Annotated in this window: 29 protein-coding genes; 14 read left to right on the forward strand and 15 right to left on the reverse strand. The window is 70.1% G+C overall.

Translation table 11 applies throughout. The features are described from left to right. Positions 1-32: 32 nt before the first annotated feature. Positions 33-1,289 (forward strand): hypothetical protein, encoded by a 1,257-nt coding sequence (locus ACFWGZ_RS15090; RefSeq protein WP_382452083.1) that lies wholly within the window; start codon positions 33-35, stop codon positions 1,287-1,289. Beyond that, positions 1,286-2,128, forward strand: a complete 843-nt coding sequence (locus tag ACFWGZ_RS15095) for a septum formation family protein (RefSeq protein ID WP_382452084.1) — start codon at positions 1,286-1,288, stop codon at positions 2,126-2,128. The genes ACFWGZ_RS15090 and ACFWGZ_RS15095 overlap by 4 nt, the downstream gene beginning before the upstream one ends. A gap of 220 nt (positions 2,129-2,348) precedes the next feature. Here ACFWGZ_RS15095 and ACFWGZ_RS15100 read toward each other — a convergent pair whose 3' ends face one another. The 6 genes from ACFWGZ_RS15100 to ACFWGZ_RS15125 form a co-directional block, all read right to left on the reverse strand. Then, positions 2,349-2,561, reverse strand: coding sequence for a hypothetical protein (locus ACFWGZ_RS15100; protein WP_382452085.1), 213 nt, complete (start codon positions 2,559-2,561; stop codon positions 2,349-2,351). Positions 2,562-2,634: 73 nt separating this feature from the next. Beyond that, complete coding sequence (locus ACFWGZ_RS15105; RefSeq protein WP_382452086.1) at positions 2,635-4,446, reverse strand: phosphoenolpyruvate carboxykinase (GTP); 1,812 nt, start codon at positions 4,444-4,446, stop codon at positions 2,635-2,637. 311 nt (positions 4,447-4,757) lie between these two features. Then, complete coding sequence (locus ACFWGZ_RS15110) at positions 4,758-5,444, reverse strand: DUF6802 family protein (protein WP_382452087.1); 687 nt, start codon at positions 5,442-5,444, stop codon at positions 4,758-4,760. A gap of 91 nt (positions 5,445-5,535) precedes the next feature. Further along, complete coding sequence (locus ACFWGZ_RS15115; protein ID WP_382452088.1) at positions 5,536-7,356, reverse strand: dynamin family protein; 1,821 nt, start codon at positions 7,354-7,356, stop codon at positions 5,536-5,538. Further along, on the reverse strand, positions 7,353-7,718 hold the full coding sequence (gene grpE / locus ACFWGZ_RS15120; RefSeq protein ID WP_382452089.1) for a nucleotide exchange factor GrpE: 366 nt from the start codon (positions 7,716-7,718) through the stop codon (positions 7,353-7,355). Before grpE ends, ACFWGZ_RS15115 begins: the two co-directional genes overlap by 4 nt. Further along, positions 7,715-9,235: a dynamin family protein gene (locus tag ACFWGZ_RS15125; protein WP_382452090.1), complete on the reverse strand. Its 1,521-nt coding sequence runs from the start codon at positions 9,233-9,235 to the stop codon at positions 7,715-7,717. The genes grpE and ACFWGZ_RS15125 overlap by 4 nt, the downstream gene beginning before the upstream one ends. Before the next feature lie 36 nt (positions 9,236-9,271). On the opposite strand from ACFWGZ_RS15125, the gene ACFWGZ_RS15130 reads away from it, so the two are divergent. After that, a complete protein-coding gene (locus ACFWGZ_RS15130; RefSeq protein WP_382452091.1) occupies positions 9,272-9,724 on the forward strand; it encodes a hypothetical protein in 453 nt (150 codons plus the stop codon). Here the strand turns inward: ACFWGZ_RS15130 and ACFWGZ_RS15135 are convergent. Then, positions 9,709-10,077, reverse strand: a complete 369-nt coding sequence (locus tag ACFWGZ_RS15135; RefSeq protein ID WP_382452092.1) for a GntR family transcriptional regulator — start codon at positions 10,075-10,077, stop codon at positions 9,709-9,711. The two genes, ACFWGZ_RS15130 and ACFWGZ_RS15135, sit on opposite strands and share 16 nt — an antisense overlap. Then, positions 10,074-10,592 (reverse strand): hypothetical protein, encoded by a 519-nt coding sequence (locus tag ACFWGZ_RS15140; RefSeq protein ID WP_382452093.1) that lies wholly within the window; start codon positions 10,590-10,592, stop codon positions 10,074-10,076. The genes ACFWGZ_RS15135 and ACFWGZ_RS15140 overlap by 4 nt, the downstream gene beginning before the upstream one ends. 115 nt (positions 10,593-10,707) lie before the next feature. Here ACFWGZ_RS15140 and ACFWGZ_RS15145 point away from each other — a divergent pair, with 115 nt between their 5' ends. Both ACFWGZ_RS15145 and ACFWGZ_RS15150 read left to right on the forward strand, forming a co-directional pair. Continuing rightward, a complete protein-coding gene (locus tag ACFWGZ_RS15145; protein ID WP_382452094.1) occupies positions 10,708-11,883 on the forward strand; it encodes a sensor histidine kinase in 1,176 nt (391 codons plus the stop codon). A gap of 9 nt (positions 11,884-11,892) precedes the next feature. Next, on the forward strand, positions 11,893-12,549 hold the full coding sequence (locus ACFWGZ_RS15150) for a response regulator (protein WP_382452095.1): 657 nt from the start codon (positions 11,893-11,895) through the stop codon (positions 12,547-12,549). Positions 12,550-12,566: 17 nt separating this feature from the next. On the opposite strand, the gene ACFWGZ_RS15155 is transcribed toward ACFWGZ_RS15150, so the two are convergent. Genes ACFWGZ_RS15155 through ACFWGZ_RS15165 form a run of 3 tightly spaced genes read right to left on the reverse strand, consistent with a single transcriptional unit; the run spans position 12,567 to position 14,475 of the window. After that, positions 12,567-13,484 (reverse strand): SDR family oxidoreductase, encoded by a 918-nt coding sequence (locus ACFWGZ_RS15155; protein ID WP_382452096.1) that lies wholly within the window; start codon positions 13,482-13,484, stop codon positions 12,567-12,569. Beyond that, positions 13,468-13,947, reverse strand: coding sequence for a pyridoxamine 5'-phosphate oxidase family protein (locus tag ACFWGZ_RS15160; RefSeq protein ID WP_382452097.1), 480 nt, complete (start codon positions 13,945-13,947; stop codon positions 13,468-13,470). The genes ACFWGZ_RS15155 and ACFWGZ_RS15160 overlap by 17 nt, the downstream gene beginning before the upstream one ends. Beyond that, the gene (locus ACFWGZ_RS15165; protein ID WP_382452098.1) at positions 13,948-14,475 is read right to left on the reverse strand and encodes a TetR/AcrR family transcriptional regulator; all 528 of its coding nucleotides are present in this window, start codon (positions 14,473-14,475) and stop codon (positions 13,948-13,950) included. A gap of 49 nt (positions 14,476-14,524) precedes the next feature. Here ACFWGZ_RS15165 and ACFWGZ_RS15170 point away from each other — a divergent pair, with 49 nt between their 5' ends. Continuing rightward, positions 14,525-15,313 carry an HAD family hydrolase gene (locus tag ACFWGZ_RS15170; protein WP_382452099.1) on the forward strand — a complete coding sequence of 263 codons (789 nt, stop codon included), beginning with the start codon at positions 14,525-14,527 and terminating at the stop codon, positions 15,311-15,313. Here ACFWGZ_RS15170 and ACFWGZ_RS15175 read toward each other — a convergent pair. Further along, positions 15,310-16,173, reverse strand: coding sequence for a LysR family transcriptional regulator (locus ACFWGZ_RS15175; RefSeq protein WP_382452100.1), 864 nt, complete (start codon positions 16,171-16,173; stop codon positions 15,310-15,312). The two genes, ACFWGZ_RS15170 and ACFWGZ_RS15175, sit on opposite strands and share 4 nt — an antisense overlap. Before the next feature lie 74 nt (positions 16,174-16,247). Here ACFWGZ_RS15175 and ACFWGZ_RS15180 point away from each other — a divergent pair, with 74 nt between their 5' ends. Then, on the forward strand, positions 16,248-16,610 hold the full coding sequence (locus ACFWGZ_RS15180; protein WP_382452101.1) for a darcynin family protein: 363 nt from the start codon (positions 16,248-16,250) through the stop codon (positions 16,608-16,610). Between the two features lie 2 nt (positions 16,611-16,612). On the opposite strand, the gene ACFWGZ_RS15185 is transcribed toward ACFWGZ_RS15180, so the two are convergent. Continuing rightward, on the reverse strand, positions 16,613-17,047 hold the full coding sequence (locus tag ACFWGZ_RS15185) for a PPOX class F420-dependent oxidoreductase (RefSeq protein ID WP_382452102.1): 435 nt from the start codon (positions 17,045-17,047) through the stop codon (positions 16,613-16,615). Between the two features lie 132 nt (positions 17,048-17,179). Here ACFWGZ_RS15185 and ACFWGZ_RS15190 point away from each other — a divergent pair, with 132 nt between their 5' ends. The 3 genes from ACFWGZ_RS15190 (at position 17,180) to ACFWGZ_RS15200 (ending at position 19,844) form a co-directional block, all read left to right on the forward strand. Continuing rightward, complete coding sequence (locus tag ACFWGZ_RS15190; protein ID WP_382452103.1) at positions 17,180-18,091, forward strand: ABC transporter ATP-binding protein; 912 nt, start codon at positions 17,180-17,182, stop codon at positions 18,089-18,091. Positions 18,092-18,096: 5 nt separating this feature from the next. After that, entirely contained in the window at positions 18,097-18,849 is a 753-nt protein-coding gene (locus tag ACFWGZ_RS15195) for a hypothetical protein (protein ID WP_382452104.1), read from the forward strand. A gap of 92 nt (positions 18,850-18,941) precedes the next feature. Continuing rightward, complete coding sequence (locus ACFWGZ_RS15200) at positions 18,942-19,844, forward strand: ABC transporter ATP-binding protein (RefSeq protein ID WP_382452105.1); 903 nt, start codon at positions 18,942-18,944, stop codon at positions 19,842-19,844. On the opposite strand, the gene mycP is transcribed toward ACFWGZ_RS15200, so the two are convergent. Further along, positions 19,810-20,961 (reverse strand): type VII secretion-associated serine protease mycosin, encoded by a 1,152-nt coding sequence (gene mycP, locus ACFWGZ_RS15205; protein ID WP_382452106.1) that lies wholly within the window; start codon positions 20,959-20,961, stop codon positions 19,810-19,812. The genes ACFWGZ_RS15200 and mycP overlap by 35 nt on opposite strands. 176 nt (positions 20,962-21,137) lie before the next feature. Here mycP and ACFWGZ_RS15210 point away from each other — a divergent pair, with 176 nt between their 5' ends. The 4 genes from ACFWGZ_RS15210 (at position 21,138) to ACFWGZ_RS15225 (ending at position 25,060) form a co-directional block, all read left to right on the forward strand. Then, positions 21,138-21,629 carry a hypothetical protein gene (locus ACFWGZ_RS15210; protein WP_382452107.1) on the forward strand — a complete coding sequence of 164 codons (492 nt, stop codon included), beginning with the start codon at positions 21,138-21,140 and terminating at the stop codon, positions 21,627-21,629. 71 nt (positions 21,630-21,700) lie between these two features. Beyond that, positions 21,701-22,345 carry a tRNA (guanosine(46)-N7)-methyltransferase TrmB gene (trmB, locus tag ACFWGZ_RS15215; RefSeq protein WP_382452122.1) on the forward strand — a complete coding sequence of 215 codons (645 nt, stop codon included), beginning with the start codon at positions 21,701-21,703 and terminating at the stop codon, positions 22,343-22,345. A 132-nt stretch (positions 22,346-22,477) separates the two neighbouring features. Continuing rightward, positions 22,478-23,587 (forward strand): nitric oxide synthase oxygenase, encoded by a 1,110-nt coding sequence (locus ACFWGZ_RS15220; protein ID WP_382452108.1) that lies wholly within the window; start codon positions 22,478-22,480, stop codon positions 23,585-23,587. A gap of 315 nt (positions 23,588-23,902) precedes the next feature. Then, a complete protein-coding gene (locus ACFWGZ_RS15225) occupies positions 23,903-25,060 on the forward strand; it encodes a sensor histidine kinase (RefSeq protein ID WP_382452109.1) in 1,158 nt (385 codons plus the stop codon). A gap of 12 nt (positions 25,061-25,072) precedes the next feature. Here the strand turns inward: ACFWGZ_RS15225 and ACFWGZ_RS15230 are convergent, their stop codons facing one another. Further along, entirely contained in the window at positions 25,073-25,204 is a 132-nt protein-coding gene (locus ACFWGZ_RS15230) for a hypothetical protein (RefSeq protein WP_382452110.1), read from the reverse strand. Between the last annotated feature and the right edge of the window lie 252 nt (positions 25,205-25,456).

A 25,456-nucleotide genomic window follows, 5' to 3' on the forward strand; every position in this document is an offset into this window, starting at 1 on the left:
GTCGGTTACGACGGGTGGCCCTTTTCGTTGAGATGGACACCGTGAAAACCATCGCCGGACTCGTCGGCCTCACCGCCGTCGCACTCGTCCTGAGTCCTTCCGCCGCCCACGCGCAGGACTCGAACTGCTACGACACCACCGCCCCGCTGACCGTGGAGGAGCAGCGGCTCGACGACACGCTCGTCACCGGTGGTCCCGCGGTCGGGCCCGCGCTCGTGAAGCTCGCCGGTTTCGACGGCCGCGTCGCGAACTTCACCGCCAAGCTCTGCCGGCAGGGGGCGCCGAAGCAGGCCCAGCAGTTCGTGGAGCGCGAGGGTGCCGCGCTGTGGAAGGCCGCCGTCGCCCGCGCGCAGAGCACGACAACGTTGGCACACGACGCGTACGACGACCGGCCGCTCTACTGGGCGCGCCTGCAGCTCAGCAGCGCGCTGCGCCAGTGGAAGCCGCGCTTCGCGGTGTCGCCGGCCGACCGCGCGAAGCTGGTCCAGCGGTTCGACTGGGCGTCGCGGGGGCTGAGCGACGTGGCGTTCCCCGCGCAGCCCGGCGTGCGCAAGATCGCGGTGACGGGCTTCGACCCGTTCCAGCTCAGCGGCACGAACGTGCGGCGCGCGAACCCGGCGGGCGCGGCGGCGCTGCAGCTCGACGGCCGCCAGATCGACACGCCGACCGGCAAGGTCGTGCTCCAGGCCGCGGTGCTGCCCGTGCTGTGGGGCGGGTTCGACGAGGGGATCGTCGAGCAGTTCTACGGCACCGCGCTGCAGCAGGGGCCCGACGCGTTCGTGACGATCAGCCAGGGCCGTCCCGGCCGGTTCGACGTCGAGCGGTGGGCGGCGCGCTGGCGCGGCGGCTTCGGCGACAACAACGACGTCGGCTCGTACGGCAGCGTCCCGGACGCCGCGGGCTGGCCGCAGCCGGACGACGAGTTCATCGAGACCACGCTGCCGCACCAGAAGATGATCGACGCGGGCACCGGCCCGTTCACGGTCGCCTACAACCCGGCGTTCTGCGAGTGGGTCACGGTCGACGTGGAGCTGTCGTGCCGCACCGACCAGCCGACTCCGGGCAGGGTCGCGGCCAGCGGTGGCGGCGGTGACTACCTCTCCAACGAGAGCATGTACCGGGCCAACCGCCTGCGCACCGGTTGGGGCGCAACCGATGTCCTCGGTGGACACCTGCACACGCCGGTGCTCGGGCAGCCGGCCGACCCGGCGGCGCTGACCGACGCGGCCTTCGAAAAACAGCGTCGGGACATCGCGGATCAGGTCAAGGCCCTAGTCTCTGTGGTGTGACTCGTGTGCGGCTGGCGGTGGCAATTGTCCTGAGCACGTTGACGCTGTCCGCGTGCGCGATCCAGGTGGGAGGGCAGGCGGTCCCCGGACCGATGCCGTCCACGTCCTCCGCCGCCGCACCCACGCTGCCCAGGACGGGGCAGTGCATGAACGCCTACGAGCTCAAGGTGCTGCAGTGCACCGACTCGCACGAGGCCGAGGTGATGAGCGTCGGCGAGCTCAGCGACCTCCCCTCGACCTACCCGGACACGCAGGCGCTGCGCAAGGCCGCGCTGCCGCCGTGCCGCCAGACGCTCAGCGACTACCTGGGCAGCGCGGACGCCGACTCGACGCGCCTGCGGGTCTGGGCGTTCTGGCCGAACGAGCAGGGCTGGAAGGACGGCCAGCGCTGGCGGCTGTGCACCGTCGTGGAGATCAGCCCCGACGAGAAGCCGCTGGCGCGCAAGGGTTCCGTGAAGGACATCCTCAAGGGCAACGGCTTCTCGACGTTCCAGACCTGCACCCAGGGCTCGCCGTCGAAGGACCAGGAGGTCAAGGTCGTCGCGTGCAACACGCAGCACCTGGCCGAGGCCGTGCCCGGTGGTGTGGTGTCGCTCGGCAAGTCGTCCGACCCCGCTCCGTCGAAGGAGCAGATGAACTCGATCGCGAAGGAGAAGTGCACCAAGGCCGTGCACGACTACCTCGGGTCGAGCAAGCGCACCGACGTGTTCCCGGCATGGCGCAACCCCGGTTCGCAGGCCTGGTCAGAGGGCTGGACCAACGCCGTCTGCTACGCGGAGGCCACCAAGGCCTTCAACGGCACCCTCCTCGGCATCCGGGACAACCCGCTGCCGAATTAGTCCGGCGACCACGACCGTCAGCACGGCGGCCAGGGACAGCACCAGCATCGCGATTCCCACGAACAAGACCACGTGGGCCGGCCGGTCGTCGGCACGGACGAACGATCGGTCGTCACCACCGGTGATCCCCAGGCTTGTCCACAGCTATCCACAACCTGTGAACAGAACAGTCCACACCTGTGGACAAGTTCGTCGCATGTGGACGATGAGCTGCGCCGACTCAGAGGAAATTGCTGCACAGGACCACGCCGGCGGCGGTCCCGAGGAGCAGCCCGACGAGGAACACGACGGTGTAGCGCCACCACGGAGTGCGAGCCGGTGGAGCGGGCGGCACCGGGTAGTAGCGCACGATGCCCTTGGTCGGTCCGACCTCGACGTCGCGCGGGGAGCCGTCGTAGTGGAGGCCGCCGAGGAAGTCCTCGTCCTGCGTCACACCTCCAGTAGTACATCAAAAAGACGACCCACCGGTCGTCATCGACCGGTGGGTCGCCGAACACCTGGACCGATCAGCCCAGGCGCTGCTTCAGCGCAGCCAACTCGTCGCGGAGCGTGGTCGGCACCTTCTCGCCGATCTTCGCGAACCACTCCTCGACCAGCGGGATCTCGGCGCGCCACTCGTCGGCGTCGAACGCGAGCGAGGCCTCGATGTCCTCACGCGACGCCTCCAGACCGTCGAGGTCCAGGTCGTCCGCGGTCGGCACGTAGCCGATGGGGGTCTCCTGCGCGGCGGCCTTGCCCTCGAGGCGCTCGATGGCCCACTTCAGCACGCGCGAGTTCTCGCCGAACCCGGGCCACAGGAAGCGCTTGTCCTCACCGCGGCGGAACCAGTTGACGTAGAAGATCTTCGGCAGCTTGTCGGCGTCGGCGCGCTTGCCGAGGTCGACCCAGTGCTGGAAGTAGTCGCCCGCGTTGTAGCCGATGAACGGCAGCATCGCCATCGGGTCGCGGCGCACGACGCCGGTCTTGCCGACCGCGGCGGCCGTGGTCTCCGACGACAGCGTGGCGCCCATGTAGGTGCCGTGCTGCCAGTCGCGCGACTCGGTGACCAGGGGGATCGTCGTGGCGCGACGGCCACCGAAGAAGATCGCGCTGATCGGCACGCCCTTCGGGTCGTCCCACTCCGGCGCCTTGATGTCGCACTGGTCGATCGGCGTGCAGTAGCGGGAGTTCGGGTGCGAGCTGAGCTCCTCGCTGTCCGGCGTCCAGTCCTGGTGCTTCCACGAGGTGAGGTGGGCCGGGGGCTCGCCCATGCCCTCCCACCAGACGTCGCCGTCGTCGGTCAGCGCGACGTTCGTGAACAGCGAGTTGCCCTTCGCGATGGTGCGCATCGCGTTCGGGTTGGTGTGGTAGTCCGTGCCGGGCGCGACGCCGAAGAAACCGTTCTCCGGGTTCACCGCGTACAGGCGGCCGTCCCCACCGAAGCGCATCCAGGCGATGTCGTCGCCGAGCGTCTCGACCTTCCAGCCGGGGATGGTCGGCTCCAGCATGGCGAGGTTCGTCTTGCCGCAGGCCGACGGGAACGCGGCGGCGACGTAGTACGCCTTGTTCTCCGGCGAGGTGAGCTTGAGGATCAGCATGTGCTCGGCGAGCCAGCCCTCGTCGCGCGCCATCACGGACGCGATGCGCAGCGAGTAGCACTTCTTGCCCAGCAGGGCGTTGCCGCCGTAGCCCGAGCCGAAGCTCCAGATCTCGCGGGTCTCCGGGAAGTGCGAGATGTACTTGGTCGTGTTGCACGGCCACTGCACGTCTTCCTGACCCGGCTCGAGCGGCGCGCCGAGCGAGTGCAACGCCGGCACGAAGTCCGCGTCGTCACCGAAGACCGCGAGGGCTTTGCTGCCCATTCGCGTCATGATGTGCATGGAAACGACGACGTATTCCGAGTCGGTGATTTCCACGCCCAGCATGGGCTTCTCCGCGTCGAGCGGACCCATGCAGAACGGGATCACGTACATCGTGCGACCGCGCATGCAGCCCCGGTAGAGCTCGGTCATGACGGCCTTCATCTCGGAAGGGTCCATCCAGTTGTTCGTCGCGCCCGAGTCCTCCTCGCGCACCGAACAGATGTAGGTCCGCTCCTCGACGCGCGCGACGTCGCTCGGGTCCGAGGCCGCCCAGAACGAGTTGGGCTTCTTCTTCAGCGGCACGAACGTGCCGGCGTCGACGAGCTTCTTCGTCAGGCGGTCCCATTCGCCCTGGGACCCGTCCGCCCACACCACTTCATCGGGGCAGGTCAGCTCAGCGACTTCCTGAACCCAGGCGAGCAGACGCGCGTGGTTGGTGGGTGCGTGTTCGAGACCGGGAATGGTCACTGCCGTCATCTCGTCTCGTCTCCTGACTGAACGCCTCGGCAACCCGAGGACGTGGTGGTCCGGTGCAGGACTTCGTCGTCCTCGGGAATAGCTCCACACGCCCGGTTGGGCCGGGCGTACGTGGAAGGGGATGGACCGAGGTTAGCCCGGTGAATGGCAGGTAAAGCACCCCCAGCCTGTCGCTTCCCTCACAAAACCGATTCTGGAATCGATTCAGCACTCGGACGGCGTTAAGGCGTGCTCAAGACGGGAAAAACACAAGAGGCCCCGGTGCGGTTCTCACCACACCGGGGCCTGTGACCTGCGCTTCAGTTCTGCCGTCAGTTCGGGCTGATCCACTGCCCGGTCGTGGAATCGATTCGGACGACACCGTCGAACCGTTCTTCCTCCAACCAGTCGTCCGAGTCGTCCAGAACGCCGCTCTTCGAGTCGGTCACGTACCGGCCGTCGGACTCGATGTGCCCGTGCTCGACCTCGACCCAGTCGTCGCCGCGGTGCTCCGACATCGTGACCTCGCCGGACCGGGTGATCTCGGTCGCCAGGTCGGCCTTGCCGTCGCCGTCCTTGTCGGTGAACAGCCACGTGTCGCCGTCGTCGTCGCGGACCACCGCGGTGTCGGCCTTGCCGTCGCCGTCGGTGTCCTCGGTCGCCGGACCGACCTTCCGCTCGCCTTCCTCGGTGGCGACGACAATCGCCTGCGAGGACGAGGAATTCGTCTTTTCCTGATGCGGGTCGTTCGGGTCGACAGCGACCCACTCGCCCGAATTCTCCTCGAACCGCGCCTGGCTGAGGAGATTGCCGTCCTTGTCGAACGTGCTCATCAGATCGGCGTCACCGTCGCCGTTGGTGTCCGTGAACGCGAGATGACCGCCGTCATCGGTCTCGACCACGGCGGAGTCGTTCACGCCGTCCTCGTCGAGGTCGAAGGTGACGTCGGCGGTGTACTCGACGTCCTCGACGGTCACCTTCAGCTCGGCGTCGGCCGCACCGTTCTCGTCGATGTACACCGGGACACACCTCCTGCTTGCTCATGTACCGGTATGACCCACGTTATGCCGGTTTGGTTCCCCGGCCAACCGTTTGCACCCGTGTCGTCTTCTAGGCCCGGTCTCGCACGGACCGGATCCGGCCGAGCAGCTCCTCCGCCTTCGACCGGCCCTGCTCGACCTCGGCCAGCTGCCGGGTCACCAACTGGAGCTCGCGGCCCCGTTCGCCGGCCTCCATCCGCAGCGCGCGGTCGACCTCGCGCAGTTCGGCCTCGATCGCCTCGATCCGCTTGGCCAGCGCCTCGTCCAGCGCCAGGGACAGGGCCTGTTCCGCCTCGATCAGCTGCTCGGCGGCCAGTTGGTCCACTGTGGAGCGAGCGTCGGCGATGGCGTCCGAGAGCCACTGCTTCACGTGCTGCTTCTCCGCGGTGTGGGTGCGGGTGCGGGCCATCCACCAGCCGGCGCCGAGCCCCAGGGCGATCGTCACCGGCAGGACGACCGGGTTCAGGACGGCGATGCCGAGGCCCGCCAACGGCATCACGGCCAGCTTGCCCGCGCCCAGTCCACCGGAGACGCCCATGAACACGAGCAGCTTGTCCTCTGCCGTGGGCGGGCGCTTCTCCTTGGGGCGCACCACGACCGGAGGCTGCTCGCCGCGCGTGAACTGGCCGCGGATCAGCGTCAGCTCCTCCGCCGAGAACAGGGTCGCCAGCACGGCGTCGGTGACCTGGGACAGGCGGACCGAGAGCGCGGTGGAGATGCGGCCGGAGACGACCTGCAGCGCGGTGTCGACCTGCTGCGGCAGCGTGGCGAGGGCCGAGCGGTCGGCGGCGTCGACGGCCTGGCGGTACCAGGTCTGGAGGTCGCGCATCTGGCGGGAGATCTCGTGCGAGTTCTCGACGCGGGCCCGCTGGACCTCACCCCTGAGCCGGACCTGCCAGCCGCGGGTCGACGAGCGGCGTTCGGTCTGCAGCTCCTCGCGGCGGGCGCGCAGGACCGCGGCTTCGTCCTCGCCCACGGACAACGCGCGCTTCTCGTGCTCAAGACGGATCTCGAGCTCGGCGAGCACGGTCGACAGCGCGCGCAGGGCGTTGGCCTCGGCGAGCATTCCGGCGCGGCCCGCGACCAGCTCCTGCAGGGCGGTCTGGAGGGCGGAGATGCCCGACCGCTCGCGGAGCATGGACGCCGCGTCCGGGTTCGGGGCCTGGGCCGCCATGTCGAACATGCGCGACGACACCGGGTGGAACGGGGCGTCGGCGAAGCGCGGGGCGTGCTGGGCGAGCAGCGCGCGGTCGGCGTCGAGGACCTGCCGCCAGCCGCGGTACTGGTCGGTCTTGGTCAACGCGAAGACGACGGTCTCGACGCGGTCGCCGACGCGCTTGAGGAAGTCGAGCTCCCCGCGCGTGAACGGGGAGGAGGCGTCGACGACGAAGACCAGGGCGGTGGCCGAGGTGACGGCCTCCAGCGCCAGCTCGCCGTGCACCGACTCCAGGCCGCCGACGCCGGGGGTGTCCACGACGGACATGCGTTCCAGCAACGGGATCGGGGCGTCGACCTCGACGTAGCGCGGGGGCAGCTCGCCCTCGGGCAGGTCGTGGGCCGCGGAGACCCAGTTGATCAGCGCGGGCAGCGGGAACGTGACGGGGGCGAGCACACCGGGATAGCAGGCGCGGGCCGCCCACGCCGGGCCGTGCTGGAAGACCAGGTAGGTCGAGGTGGCCACGTCGGCGTCGACCGGAGACAGGCCTGGAGTGGCGAGCAGGGCGTTGACCAGCGACGACTTGCCGCGGTTCGTCTCGCCGACGATCACGACCGACGACACCTCGGGCGCCGCGCGGCGGGTGACCCAGTCGGCCATCGACGGGTCGAGCTCGCGCACCACGGCGGTGAGCCGTTCGCGCGTCTGCCGGACCGTCTGGGACAGGGTGCTCATCGTGGCGTGTAGACCGTCACGATAGGTGCGCGCAGCACGCGGCCGCGGTCGCGGAAGCCGGGGACCTCGGTCTCGGCGACCAGGCCCAGCAACGACAGGTCGTCCGTCGGCACCGTTCCGCCCGCCTCGTGCTCGGACGGGTCGAAGCGCTGGCCGTCGGCCCTCACCGCCACGACCCCCACGGTGGACAGGACTTCCTCGATGCGCGCGACCACGCCGGCACTGGCGCGGTCCAGCGCGTACAGGCACAGCTGGACCAGGGCGCGGCGTTCAGCCAAAGCCTGGTCGAGCAGCTCGTCGGCGATGGTCTCCACACCGTGGTCCGACGCCAGGTCGCCCGGTTCGGTTCCGTTCACGCTCATCGGTGCCCCCCAGCACGTAGTCGCTGCCAGATGAGGAAGTACGCCCGGTGGACGACGTGCGCCACGCGGGCCTGCGCCGGCGTCGCCCCGAAGGAGGCGAACGACCGCCACCAGCCGGCCCGTTCGAGCGCGTGCGCGACCAGTTCCTGCGCCGGTCTGCCCCGGAGCCCGAGCTGCCCGGCGACGTCCGGCGTGCTGCCGACGCGCAGCACCTCGTCCGTCAGGTCGGGAGCCAGGGTCACCGCGCCCGACGCGACCAGCGTCAGCGCCTCCAGCAGCCGCAGCTGGTGCGCCTCGGGACGGGCGAGCAGGACCTCGATCGCGTCGTGCACGCGCTGCCGTTCGCCGGGATCGCCCGCGGCCAGCGACGTGATCGACGCCAGCGCGGCCGCCGCCTTGATGCCGTCGGCCCGTGCGCGGAACACGGCGTCCAGCCGTCCTCTGACGGCGGCGAACCCGGACGCGTCGAACAGCACGCGCCGCAACGCGCCCGCGGTCAGCGCCGGTTCGGCGTCGAGGGCCTGGAGCGCGCGGCCGATGCCGTAGAGGTCGAGCTTCTCCAGCAATCGCGAACGCGTGCCGGCCGCGACGTCGCACTCCCAGGACGTGAAGAGGTCGCCGGACATCAGCATCATCGTGCGGGTGTCCGCGTCGAGGGCCGCGAGCTGCCGCAACGCCTCCGCGTCGGCCGAGGTGAACTCCCCGGTCTCCGCGGACTCGGCGAGCAGGCTGATCACCGGCAGCACGTCGGCGACCCGCGGCCGCAGCAGCTGGGCCTGCTTGCCCGCCAGGATCTCCGCCGCACGCCAGACGTCGCCGTCCGAGCCCTCGACGGACTCCGGCGCCACGGCGTCGACCTTGTTCAACGCGGCGATGGCGTTGACCGGGCCCGCTTCCCGCGACGCGGTCGCGGCGGTGAAGGCGGCGATGGTGGAGTGGTCGTCCGCGCGCACGCCCTGCGTCACGACGTACAGCACGGCCTCGGCACCCGCGACGGCGTTGCGCGACACGGGATCGAGCAGTTCCTCGGTGCGGGCGACCGAAGCCGCGTCCAGCGAACCGAGGCCGGGCGTGTCGATGACGGTGAAGTCGCGCAGCACCGCGTTCGTCAGATACGCCTCGATGTGCGAGATGCCCTCCACGCCCAGAGAGGCGGGGATCATGCCGTCGGCGTCGAACGGCAGCACCTGCCGCCGTCCGTCCTGGAGCACCACTTCGATGCGGTCGACGGTCCCGTACTGGTAGCGCGTGACGAGCCGCGTGCACTCGCCGACGTCGGTGGGCGCGACCCGGCGGCCGATCAACGCGTTCACGAGCGTCGACTTGCCGGACTTGATCCGCCCGGCCACCGCGACCTGCAGGGGAGCGTGCAGCCGGCGCAGCACCTCCTGGAACCCGGCGGCGGTCTGCGGGGAGACCTGCGGGCGCAGCGCGACGCACAGGTTGGCCACCGCCGCACACAGCGGACCAGCCAGTTGTTGTCCCTGCAACGCCGTCACGAGCAGGAATCGTGCCACGGTTTGTACGCAGATGTGCGCGGGTAGCCACCTTGCATGGGTGACAGCTACGTGACGTTCCTAGTGCTGGGGATCGTCCTGGTCGTCGTTGACGGCCAGCTGATCTACCACGGCGGCAAGGCATACCTGAAACGCGCGGCGTACGACGCCGAGCAGGCCAGCGGCATGATGAAGCTGACGGCCGTCCTGTTCCACCTCGTCGTGCTCGGCCTGCTCGCGTTGGTGTCGATCATCGACGTGAACACCGGCGACGCGGTGAAGAACGTGGTCGTGAGGCTCGGCGTGGTGCTCCTGCTGCTGGCACTGGCCCACGGCGCGACGATGGCGATCCTCGCGAGGATCCGCGATCGTCAGATGCAGCAGCAGCTCGCGGACCAGATGGCCGAGGAGCACCGCATCTACGAGGAGCGCCAGCTGGAGGAACGCCAGGCCCACATCGGCGAACCGCGGCCCGCACCCAAGATCGAGACGCCTTACTCACCCCGGTAACGGGCTCGCACGGCGTCCAGTGCCTCCCCCTCACCGGCGCCGAGCGACCGAGCGATGGCGACGAACTCCGCCGCGGCGGCGGAGAGCGGGTCCGGAGCATGCGAAGGCAGGGCAGCCACGACGGTGCCCTGCCTTCGTCCTGTCGTGAGCACGCCCTCGGTCTCGAGCTCCCGGTAGGCCCGCGCGACCGTGCCGGCGGCGAGCCCGAGGTCGGCCGCGAGCTGGCGGATGGTCGGCAGCCGCGCGCCGACCGGCAGCACCCCGCCACCGATCAACCGGACGAGCTGGTCGCGGACCTGGCGCCACGGCGCGACCCCGTTCTCGACGTCGACGACGATCCTCGGTGCTGTCATCCGCTGATCTTCAGGTGTCTCGGTGTCGTGCCGGCCATCGCGATCCAGGCCAGCAGCCCGAGGAAGCCGACCGGATGATCGACCAGCCCCGCGCCCGGTCCCGCGGACAGGTCCACGCTGCGGGTGCGCAGTGCGAGGTCGACGACCTCGTCCCCGCTCGCGGGTCGGACGACGGCCCAGATGATCACGCCGACGGCCGCGGCGGACAGGCCGAGCAGCACGACCCGGTTCCACTGCTGGTGAGCGCTCAGGTAGGTCGCGACGGCGAGCACGATCACGGCGATCTGACCGGCTGGGTTGTCGCCCCAGGACGGCACGAACCCCACCACGGCGAACAGCAGCGGGGGGAGCAAGCGCCGCCGCCGGAGGTAGCGGATGGCCTCCTCGAACTGCGCGGGCGTCGGGTCCGGCACGTCCCACCGCTTCAGCAACCGCTGGGCCGTGCTCTGCACGGGCCACAACAGGACGAGCAGCACGAGTCCGCAGACCGCGGCGATCACGACGTTGACCAGCATCCCGCCCCGCGGTTTTTGTATCAACTCCTCGACACAATAACTCACACTGAAGTCGTACGCGAGGTCAGCCCGTGGCTCGACGCGCGGAAGTTCGATCCGCACCTAATCTTGTCCGGTGCGGAGGTTCAGCCTGTGGATGAAGGCTCACCCGGCGTTCGGGGACTCCCTGATCGCCGGGCTGCTGTTGCTCTTCGACCTCGGCGTGGCCGTCTCGTCGGTGGACCGCGGGGTGTCGTTCTCCGCGTTCCTGGCCGTGACCCTGCTGATGCTCGGGCCGCTGCCGTTCCGCCGCCACCACCCGCTGGGCGCGAGCTACCTGATCCTCGCGGGCGGGTTCCTGCAGCTCTTCACGCACGGCGGTGACGGCGGCATACCGATCCGCATGTCCGACTTCGCCCTGGCCATCGCCCTCTACACGCTGGTGGCGAACATCGGCCGCAAGTCGGCCCTGATCTACTCGTGCTGGCTGCTCGCGGGCACGTTGCTCTGGGCGATCTTCCAGGTGGGCGACGTCCAGGCCGTCTTCCTGGTGTTCCTGATCTTCGTGATCTTCGGCTTCAGCTGGGCGATGGGCGAGTTCATCGGCGCCCGCCGCGCCTACCAGCGCGAGCTGGAACAACGCCTCCAGCTGCTGGAGACAGAACGCGACCAGCAGGCCAGGATCGCCGTCGGCGAGGAGCGCTCCCGCATCGCCCGCGAACTGCACGACGTGGTCGCCCACGCGGTGAGCGTGATGATCGTCCACGCGGACGGCGCCGCCTACACGATCCGGTCGAAGCCGGAGATGGCCGAGAACGCGGTCCGCACGATCGCCGACACGGGCCGCCTGGCCCTGACGGAGATGCGCCGCCTGCTGGGCGTGCTCCGCAGCGAGGACGCGGAAACCCAGTGGGCCCCGCAGCCGGACGCCCGCGGCGTCGTCGAACTGGCCGAGAACACGAGGGCCGCCGGCGTCCCGGTCCGCCTGGAGATCACCGGCGACGTGGACGACCTCCCGGTGGGCGTCGGCCTGAGCATCTACCGCATCGTCCAGGAAGCGCTGACCAACACGATCAAGCACGCCGGCTCGGGCACCACTGCCCTCGTCCGCCTGGCCAGGTCACCGGAGGAACTGCGCCTCGAGGTCGTCGACAACGGCTTCGGCACCCCCCACGACGTGGTGAAGGTGTCCGGCGGCAACGGCCTGATCGGCATGCGGGAGAGGGCGGCGGTGCTGGGCGGCGAGTTCGAGGCGGGCCCCAACCCGGGCGGCGGCTGGCGAGTCCGCGCGACATTCCCACTAGCCGCATAGGGTGATCGAGTGATTCGGGTGCTGCTGGTAGACGACCAGGAACTCATGCGCATGGGCTTCCGCATGGTGCTGGGCGCACAAGAGGACATCGACGTGATCGGCGAGGCCGCCGACGGCCTGGACGCCGTGCAGATGGCCGAGAAGCTGCGCCCCGACGTGGTCCTCATGGACGTCCGCATGCCCGTGATGGACGGTGTGGAAGCGACCAAGCGCATAGCCGAGGCCGACACGGCCAAGGTCCTGGTGATGACCACCTTCGACATGGACGAGTACGCGCTTTCGGCCCTGCGCAACGGAGCCAGCGGCTTCCTGCTGAAGGACACGCCCCCGTCCGACCTGGTGTCGGCACTGCGCGCGGTGGCCTCGGGCGACGCGGTCGTCAGCCCGTCGGTGACGAAGCGCCTGCTGGGCCGCTTCCTGGGCGACAGCGGCGGCGAGCTGCGCGACGCCACCGTCCTGGACGTGCTGACGGAACGCGAGCGCGAGGTCCTGGTGCTGATCGCGAAGGGCCTCTCCAACACGGAGATCGCGCGCAAGCTCTTCCTGTCGGAGGCGACGGTGAAGACGCACGTGGGCAGGATCCTGGCGAAGCTCGAGCTGAGGGACCGCGTGCAGGCCGTGGTGCTGGCGTACGAGACGGGCCTGGTGCGCCCCGGCGACGCCTGATCGTCGGGGCCGCAGACTCAGCGGTACTTCGACGGGTCGGCGTCCACGGTCTGACCGGCCATCCGGGGCTTCACCACGTCCTCCCACCACAGCCCCCAGTCGGGCTGGGACCCGTCGAGGTCGGTGAACCCGTACTCCCGCTTCAACCGCCAGGAGGACAGGCACTGCCCGGCGAACCGCCCCCGCTCGGGATCAGCGGCCAGACAGGCGATCCCGCGCCCGAGGTAGTGCGGCGTCTCGGACAGCGCGTAGTCGGGCACCTCCTCGATCGCGTCCCGCCAGTTCTCCTCGGAGACCCCGAACGACTCCAGCATCTGCTCGGACCGCAGGAACCCCGGTGTGGCGGCGACGGCGGTGACGTGCGGATGGTCCCGCAGGTCCCGGGCCAGCACCTCCCCGAACCGCCGCACGGAACTCTTCACGGCGTCGTAGGGGAGGTTGACGAAGTAGGCCTCGCCGTCCTCCCCGTCGGTCACCTCGACGACCAACCCGGACTCGGACCGCAGGACCAGCGGCATCAACCGGTGCAACGCGACGAGGTGCGTCTCCACGCCGTTGCGCCACATCCGCAACTGCCGTTCGAGGTCGTGCTCCCAGAACTTCCCCCACTCGACGAGGTTCTCCCCGCCCCACGCGTTGTCGACGAAGATGTCGAGCCGGTCGCCGATCCGCGCGGCCAGAGCGTCCACATCGGACGGAACCGTCAGGTCGCAGCGGACCGCGATGCCGGTGCCGCCGGCCGCGTCGACCAGCTCGGCCGTCTCCTCGATGGTCTCGGCCCTGCCGACCTCGGACTGCTGCGCGCGGGTCGTCCGGCCGGCCACGAACACCGTCGCCCCGGCCGCTCCCAGCTCCACGGCGATGGCCCGGCCGGCGCCGCGGGTCGCGCCGGTGACGACGGCGATCTTCCCCGTCAGGTCACTTCTTGGTGACACGCCGAATTCCCCTTCCCTCTCCCCAGGACAGGACGACCATCTCGTCCCCCTGGACCGTGAGCTGCACGACCTCGTGCACGTCGAACCGGAACAGGTCCAGCTCCGCGGGCTCCGGCCGCCAGCCGGTCCGGTCGAACAGCTCCACCAGGTAGAGCTCCTTGTCCGCGTGGAGCTCCGCGGTGCCGCTGATCTTCGCGTCGCCGGCGTTCGTCATGGACTCGGTGGTGCTCATGCAGTGCAACGCGAACCGCGGATCGCGTTGCAGGTCACGCGACTTCAGCGAGCCGGGCATCATCCCCGCCCACAGCTCGCCGCGGCTGAAGTCCGGTTCCACCCCGCTGATCCGGGGCGACCCGTCCCTGCGCAGCGTCGCGACCAGCGCGTGCCGGTCGGCGGCGAACCTGCTCTCCACGAACGCGGCCATGTCCGGCTGTTCCGCCGTGAACTGCGCCCAGGTGGCCATTCAACGCATTCCCTTCAACACCATGTCGACGTCCTCGGCCGTGCGCGCCAGCAGGTCCCCGCGCGGGCGGACCGACCAGTCCATCGAGATCCCGTAGACCAGCGCGGCCAGGACCCGTGCCGCGGTGGGCGGCAGGCCCTCCGCCGCGCACAGCACCTCGAGTTCGGCCTCCAGCACCGCGTAGTGCCGGGCCAGCAGCGCGCGCAGCTCCGGGTCGATCAGGTCGACGCCGAGCTGCGCCAGGTTGTTCGCGGCCACGACGGGGTCGGCGAGCCGGTCGAACCACGTCAGCAGCGCCTCGCGCACGGACGAGGCGGCGCGCATCCGGCGCACCACCTCCTCGGTCCCCGCCCGCGTCAACGCCTGCAGCAGACCGCTCTTCGACCCGAACCGCTTCGCCACGGCCCCGACCGAGACGCCGGCCTCCGCGGCCACGTCGGCGACGGTGAACTCCGGGCCGCGCCGGTCGATCACCGCGGCCACGGCGGCCAGGACGCGTTCGTCGGAGATCGTGCGGGGTCGTGCCACGCGAGTTAGTGAACCACAATTCACTAACCTTCGCCTAGGGTGGTCCCACGTGACCTGGAGACCGCGGCTGGCAGCGCTGGACATCGACGGAACCCTGACCCCGGTGGGCTCGAACGACCTCTCGCCGGCCGTGAGAGCGGCGATCACGCGGGCGGCGGGCCACGGCTGCGAGGTCGTGCTGTCCACCGGCCGCAGCCTCATCGGCGTCACCCCGATCGCCGCCCAGGTCCCCGCCTCGTTCGCCCTCTGCTCGAACGGCGCCGTGTGGTGGGACCCGGTCCGCGACGAGATCCCGAGGCGCACGACCTTCGAACCCGGCCCGACCATCGAGACGTTGCGCTCCCTGTTGCCCGGCAGCGTGTTCGCGGTGGAGCGGACCGGCGTCGGCAACCTGGCGCTGGGCCGGTTCCTGCCCGGCGACCTGTGGGGCGAGACGATCCCGTCGACGTTCGACGAGGTGGCCGCCACGGCGACGCCGCGCCTGGTCATGCGCTGGCTCGACCACACGCCGGCGGAGCTCGCGTTCGCCGTGAAGGACCTGGAGCTGCCCGGGATCGAGTGGCACGTCGACCACACCGAGCCGTGGCTGACCGCGGTCCCGCCGGACGTCACGAAGGGGTCCGCGCTGGACGAGCTCTGCCGTCAGCTCGGCATCAGCCCGCGGGACGCCCTCGCGATCGGCGACGGCACCAACGACGTCGAGATGCTGCGGTGGGCGGGACTCGGTGTCGCGATGGGGCAGGCGCCCGCGACCGTCCAGGCGGTCGCCGACGAGGTCGCGCCCACGATCCTGGAGGACGGCGCGGCGCAGGTGCTCGACCGGTTCTTCCCCGGCTAGACGCAGCTCGCGACGACCTCGCGCAGCCAGCGCTGCGCCGGGTCGGCGTCGAGGCGGGCGTGCCAGCGCATCCGCGCCTCGATCTCCGGCAGGTCCAGGCCGATCGGGAACCACCGCAGCCCCGCGTGCTGCTCGGCGAGGCGCCGCGGGACCAGGCCGACGTAGTCGCTCGACGCCACCAGCTGGGTCGCGGCCGAGAAGAACGGCACGACCGCGGCCACGTGCCGGCTCAGGCCGATCGCCTGCAACGCGTCGTCCAGCGGCCCGCGCACCCGGCCGCGGCGGGACACGGAGACGTGCGGGTGCCGGCAGAGCTGCCGGGGCGTCGGGCGCTGTCCGAGCGGGCTGCCGGTGCGCACGACGCCGACCAGCCGCTCGGTGAACAGCACGGTGGAACGGATGTCGGCCTCGCCGTCCTGACCGGCGCCGATGTCCAGGTCGACCCGGCCGTCCCGCAACGCCTCCACGCTCTCGTCGCCCTCGGGCACGAAGCGCAGCACCACGCCGGGGGCCTGCGCTGCGACGGCGGCGACCAGGGAGGTCACCACGCCGTCGTTGACCCGGATCGTGAACGTGCGGCGCAGCTCGGCCGGGTCGAGCTCCTTCGCGTTGACCAGCGCGGCGGCCTCGTCGAGCAGCGAGCGGACCCGCGGTGCGATGCGGAGCGCGAACGGCGTCGGCACCATCCCGCGGCCCGCGCGCACCAGCACCGGGTCGCCCACGGCCCTGCGCAACCGCGCCAGCGCCCGGCTGGCCGCCGGGATCGACAGGTGCAGCCGCTCGGCCGCCGCGGTGACGCTGCTGTCCTGCACGAGAGCGTCGAACACGCGCAACAGGTTGAGATCCAGCTGATCAGGCACGTTTGCATCGTAGGCAACCCAGCGTTGCCGAAGTTGCGTGGCAAGCAAACCCCGACCGCTCCCAGCATGGGCAAATGACCACATTCGAGGAAGCCGGCGTCACCGCGTTCATGCTCGTCAAGACCACCCCGAGGTGGCTCGCCCTCACCGTCGCGCAGCGGGTGGAGGCGTTCGAGACCGAGGTGCTGCCGGTCGTCAGGGAGAAGACCGAGGGCGTGCGGTCCCGCTTCTACGACACCGAGTTCTACTCGGCGCGCGTCACCGACATCTGGGTCTGGGAGGCCCGCGACCACGAGGCGTACCAGCTGCTCGTCGAGGCGCTGCGGGAAACCCCGTTCTGGGACACCTGGTTCGAGGTGGTGGAGCTGCTCGTCGGGGTGGAGAACGGGTACGCGCGCAACTACGGCGTGGACCCGCTCGCCACCGTCTCCGCGTAGCCCTAGTCGGACACGTTCTGCTTGGCGACGACCTTGTCGATCTTCACCCGGACGACCAGCTCACCGGGGACGCCGTTGCGCTCGGCGTACGCGTCGGCCTGGTCGTCGCCCATGTAGCGCGCGGCGGTGCGGCCCGCCCAGTACCTCAGCTGCTCCGGGTCCTCGTCGACGACGGCCCGGCCGGTGATCGTCACGAAGTTGAACGGCGGCGTCTCGTCGTCGAAGCACAGGGCCACCCGGCCGTCGCGCAGGATCGACTTGCCCTTGATCGTGTCGCGCGCGGTCAGGAAGACGAGGTCGGGGCCGTCGAGGTCCACCCACACCGGTGCGACGTGCGGCGACCCGTCCTTGCGGGTGACCGCGAGCTTGCCGGTGCGGGCGGGTGTGGCCAGGACGAACTCGCGCCACCAGCCGTCGGGAGCTTCCGTGTATCCCATGTGGCTCATTGAACTACGACTGAGGTAGCGACACCCGACGACGGAAGTTGACGTCTTCCGGCGACCGCAGGTCGATGTGCCCGACCCCCTCGAACCAGCAGAGTTGTCCCCATCACCGAGAGGGGAAAGCTGATGATCGAGGCAATCGGCCTCACCAAGAGATACGGCAGGACGGTCGCGGTCGACGACCTGTCGTTCACCGTCCAGCCTGGACGGGTGACCGGGTTCCTCGGTCCGAACGGCGCAGGCAAGTCGACGACGATGCGCATGATCCTGGGGCTCGACCGTCCGACGGCAGGCCGCGTGCTGATCGACGGCAAGCCCTACACCGAGCTCAAGCGTCCACTCCAGACGGTCGGCGCCCTGCTCGACGCGAAGTGGGTGCACCCCAACCGGTCCGCCCGCGCCCACCTCAAGTGGCTCGCCGTCTCCAACGGCCTGCCCGGGACGCGCGTCGACGCGGTGCTCGAGGCCGTCGGCCTCACGCAGGTGGCGGGCAAGAACGCCGGCGGGTTCTCGCTCGGCATGTCGCAGCGGCTGGGGATCGCCGCGGCACTGCTCGGCGACCCGAAGGTGCTGCTCTTCGACGAGCCGGTGAACGGCCTGGACCCCGAGGGCATCCTCTGGATCCGCACGTTCATGCAGAACCTGGCCGCCGAGGGCCGCACGGTCCTCGTGTCGAGCCACCTGCTGTCGGAGATGGCGCTCACGGCGAGCGAGCTCGTGGTGATCGGCCGGGGGAAGCTGATCACGCAGAGCACCACGCAGGAGTTCATCGACCGCTCGACGGGCAACACGGTCCTCGTGCGCAGCCCTCAGCTGTCCCAGCTCGGCCCGCTGCTCGTGGACAAGGGCTTCACGGTTCGCGACAGCGCGGACGGCGCGTTGTCCGTGTCGGGTGCCACCAGTGACCAGATCGGTGACATCGCCGGTGCCAACGGTGTCGTCCTGCACGAGCTGAGCCCCCAGCGCGGTTCGCTCGAAGAGGCGTTCATGCAGCTGACCGGCGATGCTGTCGAGTACCACGCAGAGATCGGGAAGTGAGTCTGATGACCCTGTTGGCAGTCGAGAGAATCAAGCTCTTCTCCACCCGCTCGCCGTACTGGTGCAGCGCGCTCGCCATCGTCCTGGGCGTCGGCCTGACCGCGATCATCGCGGCCTCCACGGACAACGGTCAGCTGACCCTCGGCCTCACGCAGTTCGGCAGCAGCCAGCTCGCGCTGTCCGTCGTGCTGGTGATGGCGGCCCTCGCGGTCACGACCGAGTACCGCTTCAACACGATCCGCGCCACGTTCCTCGCGGTGCCGAACCGGATCTCCGCGCTGGTCGCGAAGACCGCCGTGGTGGCGTTCATCGCCGGTGTGCTCGGCGAGATCATCGCGTTCGGCTCGGTGGGCATCGCCAAGGTGCTGTCGCCGGCGTCCAACCTGGCGATCAGCTCGGGTGACCAGTGGCGGCACGTCGCGGGCATCGGCCTGCTCTACGGCATCGGCGCGGTCATCGCGATCGCGGTGGGCGTCCTGGTCCGCCAGACCGCCGGCGCCGTGGCCATCCTGCTCGTGTGGAACATGCTGCTCGAAGGCCTGATCGGGATCATCCCGAAGGTCGGCGTGAAGATCCAGGCGTGGCTGCCGTTCATGAACGCCAACCACTTCCTGCAGCTCTCGAGCGATCCGGCCGAGATGACGGGTGCGGGCGTCGACTTCAAGTTCAGCCAGTGGGGGTCGCTGGCCTACTTCGCCGGGATCGCCGTCGCGATGCTGGTGGTCGCCCTGGTCGTCGCCAAGCGGCGCGACGCGTGACCTGTTCCGAATAAAGGGGGAGAGGGACCTGGGTCATCCGTCGGGGGATGACCCAGGTCCCTGTCAGTTCTTCGAGCGAACCGGGAGTGGTCATGATCGAAGCAGTGCGGTTGCGCAAGCACTACGGCAAGACCAAGGCCGTCGACGACCTGTCGTTCACCGTCCGGCCGGGTCGGGTGACCGGCTTCCTCGGTCCGAACGGCGCCGGCAAGTCCACGACCATGCGGATGGTCCTCGGCCTCGACACGCCCACCGGCGGTGACGTCACGATCGACGGCAAGCACTACGCCGAGCTCAAGCACCCGCTGCGCAAGGTCGGCGCCCTGCTCGACGCGAAGTGGGTGCACCCCAACCGGTCCGCCCGCGCCCACCTCAAGTGGCTCGCGGTCTCCAACGGCATCCCGGCCGGCCGGGTGCAGGAGGTGCTGGAGGTCGTCGGCCTCACCGAGGTCGCGCACAAGAACGCGGGCGGGTTCTCGCTCGGCATGTCGCAGCGGCTCGGCATCGCGGGCGCGCTGCTCGGCGACCCCGAGGTGCTGCTGTTCGACGAGCCGGTCAACGGCCTGGACCCCGAGGGCATCCTCTGGATCCGGCAGTTCATGCACCGCCTCGCGGGCGAGGGCCGCACGGTGTTCGTGTCGAGCCACCTGCTCTCGGAGATGGCGCAGACCGCCCAGGACCTCATCGTGATCGGCAAGGGCCAGCTGATCGCGCAGACCTCCACCGAGCAGTTCATCGCCGACGCCACCCAGGACACCGTCCGGGTGCGGTCGCCGCACGCCGCGAAGCTGCGCGAGATCCTCGCGGCGCACGCGACGGTCACCGACGACTCGGCGAGCGGGTCGCTCGTGGTGCACGGCATCCCGGCGCAGCAGATCGGTGAGCTCGCGGCGGAGAACCAGGTCGTGCTGCACGAGCTCAGCCCCCAGCGCGGATCGCTGGAGGAGGCCTTCATGCAGCTCACGAAGGAGTCGGTGGAGTACCACGCTCACTGAGCACGGCCCTGGGGCGCCGCGACCTGATGGCGGGCAGCGCGATCAGCAGCCCCGTCAGCACGGCGGTGCCACCGGCCACGGCGGCGACGAACGGCAGCCGGTCCGCGATGTCGGCGGCCGGCTGCTGCGGGCGCTGGGCGGCGCGCGTCGGCGCCGGTTGCGTGGTCGAGGGCTTCGGGGCGGGCAGCAACGGGTTGCGCCCCACCGGCGGGAGCTGCGCGGAGAGCGCACCGATCGGGTCGACCATCCCGAACCCGGTCGTGGCGTCACGGCCGGGTTCGGCCATGTCCCGCGCGGTCTTCACCAGCACGTTGACGACGTCCTCGGCCGCCATGTCCGGGTGCTTCGCCCTGACCAGCGCGGCGACCCCGGACACGATCGCCGACGCCGCGCTCGTGCCGTCCATCTCGGCGTACCCGCTGGTGTAGACGCTCTCCGGCGCGGTCGTGACGATGCCGACCGCCGGTGCCGCGAGCACGGTGTCCGCGCCGACGTTGGACGACTTCCACGGCTGGCCGTCGCGGTTCGTGCCGGCCACGGCGATCACGCCGCCGATGTTGGCGGGAGCGGAGACCTCCTTGCCCTCGTTGCCGGTGGCGGCCACGAGGACGACGTCCTTCTCGATCGCGTAATTAACAGCTTTCACCAGCGTCGGCGTCAGCGAGCTGGAGAAACCGAGGGACAGGTTGATCACCTTGGCACCGTGGTCGGCCGCCCACCGGATGCTGTCGCCGATCACGTCGAGCGCGAACTGGTCCTGCTCGTCGGCGCTCGCGATCGGCAGGATCTTCGCGCCGGGGGCGATGCCGAGCGCGCCGCCGTTGCGGCCGGTGGCGGCGATGATCCCGGCCATGCCGGTGCCGTGGCCGTCGGTGTCGGTCGTGCCGTCCGTGCCCTTCGACCTGCCGAAACCCGTTCCCGGCAGCACGCGGCCGGCCAGATCGGGGTGCTGGGCGTCCACTCCGGAGTCGATGACGGCGACGACGACGCCGTCGCCGCGGGCCTGTTCCTGCGCGGCACGGACGTCGAGGGCGTCGAGGTGCCATTCCTGCTCCTCGATCGTCTGCGCGGCGAGCAACAGCGGCAGCGCGGCGACGAGCGCGGGCAGCAGTGGCACGTCAGCTTCATCGCGTTTCCACCTCATGGCGCAACGTGCCAGGCATCACAGCTTGAGTAAGAGCACTGTTAACAAGCCGTGAAAACCGGCGAATCGGACAACCCTGGCGTTTGGATTCACGTTCAATTGGGTTATCCCCAGCTCGGAGGTGGCCTGTGGCGGTTCACGTCGAAGCAATGCTCAGCCTCGAGTGGTCTGATGCGCTCGAGGGTCCGAACTCCCCCGACCTGGCAAGCACCCCCGCGGAGGCTCGTCGCTCCTGGGTGCACACGGCGGAGGAGAAGCAGGTTCTCGCGACCTACCGCGCTGTCAGCGAGGTGGGGGAGGTGCCGGCGCCGTGGTGGCTGCGGGCGCTGGACCGCGGGAAGATCGCGTCCCGTTCCGAGGGTCACGCGATCGAGGACGCGGTGACCGATCTGCTGTCGGCGCGACCCGGTTGGGTGTTCGTGCCGTGGGCGGACTTCGGTGAGATCGGGTACTGGGAGTTCGTGCCGTCCGAAAGCGGCGTCTACGGGCCCGCGACCCCGACGACGGTGCAGTTCACGTCATCGCACCGCGGCTGGATCCACCTCGTGCCCGCCCACCACGGGCCGGGTCACGCGCAGCCGATCGCCTTCACGGTCGCCGACCTGCGTGCGCAGATCGAGGACATCGAACTCATTGCGTAGGCTGTCCGGTCGTGACCAGCACGCCTGAGTTCCCCCGTTCCATCGTCAGCTTCGTCCAGCGCGGCGAGCGCATGACCGTGGGCCAGGAACGCGCCTGGGACACGTACTGGGAGAAGATGGGCAACGACGTGAAGTCGTTGCCCGAGGGGCCTCTCGACTTCGACTCGTGGTTCGGCCGGTCCGCCCCCGTGCTGCTGGAGATCGGTTCCGGCATGGGCGAGACCACCTCGCAGCTCGTCGCCGCCGCTCCCGAGCTCAACTACGTCGCCGTCGAGGTCTACAAGCCGGGTCTCGCCCAGCTGCTGCTGCGCGGCGAGCACCTCGGTGGGCTCGACAACCTGCGCGTACTGCGTGGTGATGCCGTCGACCTCCTCACCGACCACATCGCTCCGGCGTCGCTGCACGGCGTGCGGATCTTCTTCCCCGACCCGTGGCCGAAGAAGAAGCACCACAAGCGCCGGCTCGTGCAGCCGGAGTTCGTGTCGCTGCTGGCCTCGCGCCTGGAGCCGGGCGGTGTGCTGCACCTCGCGACCGACTGGGAGCACTACGCGGACCAGATGCTCGAGGTGTGCTCCGGCGAGCGGCTGCTGACCAACGCGTTCGACGGCTGGGCGCCGCGGCCCGACTGGCGGCCGGTCACCAAGTTCGAGCAGCGGGCCGTGAACGAGGGTCGTGTGTCGCACGATCTGATGTTCCGGAGGAACGACCTCACCTGATCGAGGCCTCAAGCGGGGCCTTTCACCACTACGGGTCTGACTTTCACCCGGTGGGGTGGCCGGTGTTGATCACTCGAAATGCCCCGAGTGGCAGTGACGCGTGAGGCGGTTCCGGCCTTAGGTTCTCGCTCCGTGACCCCCGACGTCCTCCCCGTCGCGGAAGAGTTCGTCCGCATGTTCCACGCGGCGCACTCCGACGCAGGCTCGTTGTCCGCGCGCATCACCCAGGTCCGCGCCGAGATCACCGAGACCGGAACCTACCGCCACACCACCAACGAGCTCGCGTACGGCGCGCGGATCGCGCTGCGCGACTCCGGCTGGTGCACCTCGGGTGTGCCGTGGCGTCGGCTGAAGGTCCGCGACCTGCGCGGCTACCGCAACGCCGCCGCCGTCGCCGGCGAGTGCGTCGAGCACCTGCGGCTCGCGACCAACGGCGGTGAGATCCGGCCGCTGGTCACGGTCTTCGCGCCGGACGCGCCGGGAACGCCGGGACCGGTGATCTGGAACGAGCAGCTGGTCCGGTACGCCGGGTACGCCGACGGCACGGGGGACCGCCGGTACGCCCAGTTCACGGAGACGATGCAGGGCATGGGGTGGCGTCCGCCCATGCGGCGGTCACGGTTCGACCTGCTGCCGTTGGTGGTGGAGACGCAGCACGAGGGACCGCGGCTGTTCACGCTGCCGTCCGAGATCGTGCACGAGGTGCCGCTGGAGCACCCGACCCTGCCGTGGTTCGGCGAGATGGGCCTGCGCTGGCACGCCGTCCCGGTGATCGCGAACATGCGGCTGTCGATCGGCGGCGTCAACTACCCGGCGGCGCCGTTCAACTCGTGGTTCGTCGGCGCCGAGATCGGCACGCGGTCATTGGCCGAGGAGGGCGCGTACGGCGTGGCCCGCGAGGTCGCCGAGGCGCTGGGCCTGGACACGTCGTCCGAACGCACGCTGTGGCGGGACTTCGCGACCGTTCACCTGAACGCGGCAGTGCTGCATTCCTTCGACAAGGCGGCCGTCACCATCACGGACCACCACGCGGAGGCCCTGCACCGGCTCGCCTGGCTGCGGTCCCGCCAGCGCCCGTCCGCCGCGCGGCCCGCGTTCCGGCTGGACACCGCGGCCGCGGCACGCGCCCGGACAGGTGCTCCCGCGCGCTTCACGGCCGCACTGGACGAGACCCGCCCGCAGCCGACGAGCAGGCTGGCGGAGCTGCTCCGCCAGCAACAGCACGCCCTGACCAGCGCCTGACTTCCCCATCACGCGCTGGCCCGCGGGCGTGCGTCCCGCTGCCGCTCCTAGCGCTCGGAGTCGATCAACACGCCCGACAGCGCCATGAGCGCGAGGACCAGCAGACCGACCACCGCAGCGGCCCAAGTGAACACGACTGACACCATGACGTCCTCCGTTCCCCGACTTCCTCCTCCTCCAGAGTCCGTGACCACCGCGTGATCCGGCATCCGCCGGGAGGGTGTTTCCGCAGGTCGCTCTCTCAGCCTTCCGGCTGATGCCGGGTGGACCCCGAGTCGGACGCGTCGTCACCCGTCCGGCCCTACTGTGTGTCGGGTGGAGAGCACGGATCTGAGCTGGCGGTTGCTCGCCAAGCGCCAGTGGCCGCTGGCGCTCTCGCTCACCGGCATCGCGATCGCGGAACTCGGGTCGATCACCACCGACCTCGGCTGGTGGCAGCTCCCCGGCGTGGCGGTCATCTGCGCGATCGCGGTGCTGGCACCGCGGCGGCCGTTCGACGCGGCGCTGGCGGCGTCGTTCGCCATCGCGTGCACGGCGCTCTACCTGCGGTTCCTCGGTGTCTCGTTCGAGCCGCACTTCTTCGTGAGCGGTGCGGGCATCTCGGTGACCGGCGCCGCGATGGCGACCATCGCGATCCTCGTGCGGGAGGCGTCGCACCTGCGCGCGGTCTCCGGCACCGTGCTCGTGATCGCGGCGATGGTCGTCGCGGAGGTCGTCGGCTGGCCGGTCGTGGTGGCCACCGAGTACCGCGAATGGCGGCCGGACCCGCCCTCGTACCTGTTCGGGGCGTCGATCATGCTCGTGCTGGCGATCGGCACCGGGCTCTACTTCCGGGCGCGCGACAACGAACGCGCGTCCCAGCTGGCGGCGTCGGTCGCGGCGGCGCAGAACGCGGAGCGGATGGCGTTGGCGCGCGAGCTGCACGACGTGGTGGCGCACTACGTGACCGCGATCGTCGTGCACGCGCAGGCGGGTCAGCTCAACCGGGAGGTCGACGTGCTGCCGTCGATCGCCGCGTCCGGCACCGAGGCGCTGAGCGCGATGCGCCGGCTCGTCGGCACCATGCGGGACGGCACGTCCACCGGCCCCGCCGCTTCCTCGTCACTGATGGACGACGTGCGCGCACTGGCCGACGAATCCGGTCTGCCCGCAAGGCTTTCGTTCGACCTGCAGGAGCCGGTGCCGCAGGAGCTCGCGCGGTCGGTGCTGCGGCTGGTGCAGGAATCCCTGACGAACACCCGCAAGCACGCTTCCGCGGTGTCCTCTGTGGACCTGGCACTGTCCTCGGGAGACGGTGCGCTGCGCCTGGACGTGGTCGACGACGGTGTCGCGTCGGGCGTTCCCGTTGGGGGATCGGGAGGATACGGGCTCGTGGGCATGCGCGAGCGCGTGGAACTGCTGGGCGGGACGTTCACGGCGGGCCGGCGCGAACCGACCGGGTGGACGGTCCGCGCCGAGCTTCCGCTCGCCTAGTTCTGGTCGCGCCTAGTTCTCGTCGCGGATGACGTCGAACTCCTGCGTCATCTCGGCATCGCTGAACTGGTCGTCGTTCTGAGGGTCGATGTCGGCCACTGATGCCTCCGCATGATCACGCCCGGTCCGTGCGGACGTGATCATGCCAACTCAGCGGCGAGTCGGGGGCTTGGGGGTGGCGGGCTTCTGCGCGCGCCGGAAGGAACCACTGGAGGTGCACGGCTTCTTCGACATGATCAAGAGACGTCCCTGCTGTGTCGATGGTTGCCCGGGAAGCACAAAGGGCCCGCCGGTCGAACACGACGAGCCCTCTGGTCGGAAACAAGATTCAGGCCGGGGCGGACCCTGGGGGTCGGCCCGCGCCCGACGCAGAGAGGATTCCCGGGACTTCCGGAT

Origin of the sequence: Lentzea sp. NPDC060358 (genome assembly GCF_042725365.1) — a bacterium.
Taxonomy (GTDB): domain Bacteria; phylum Actinomycetota; class Actinomycetes; order Mycobacteriales; family Pseudonocardiaceae; genus Lentzea.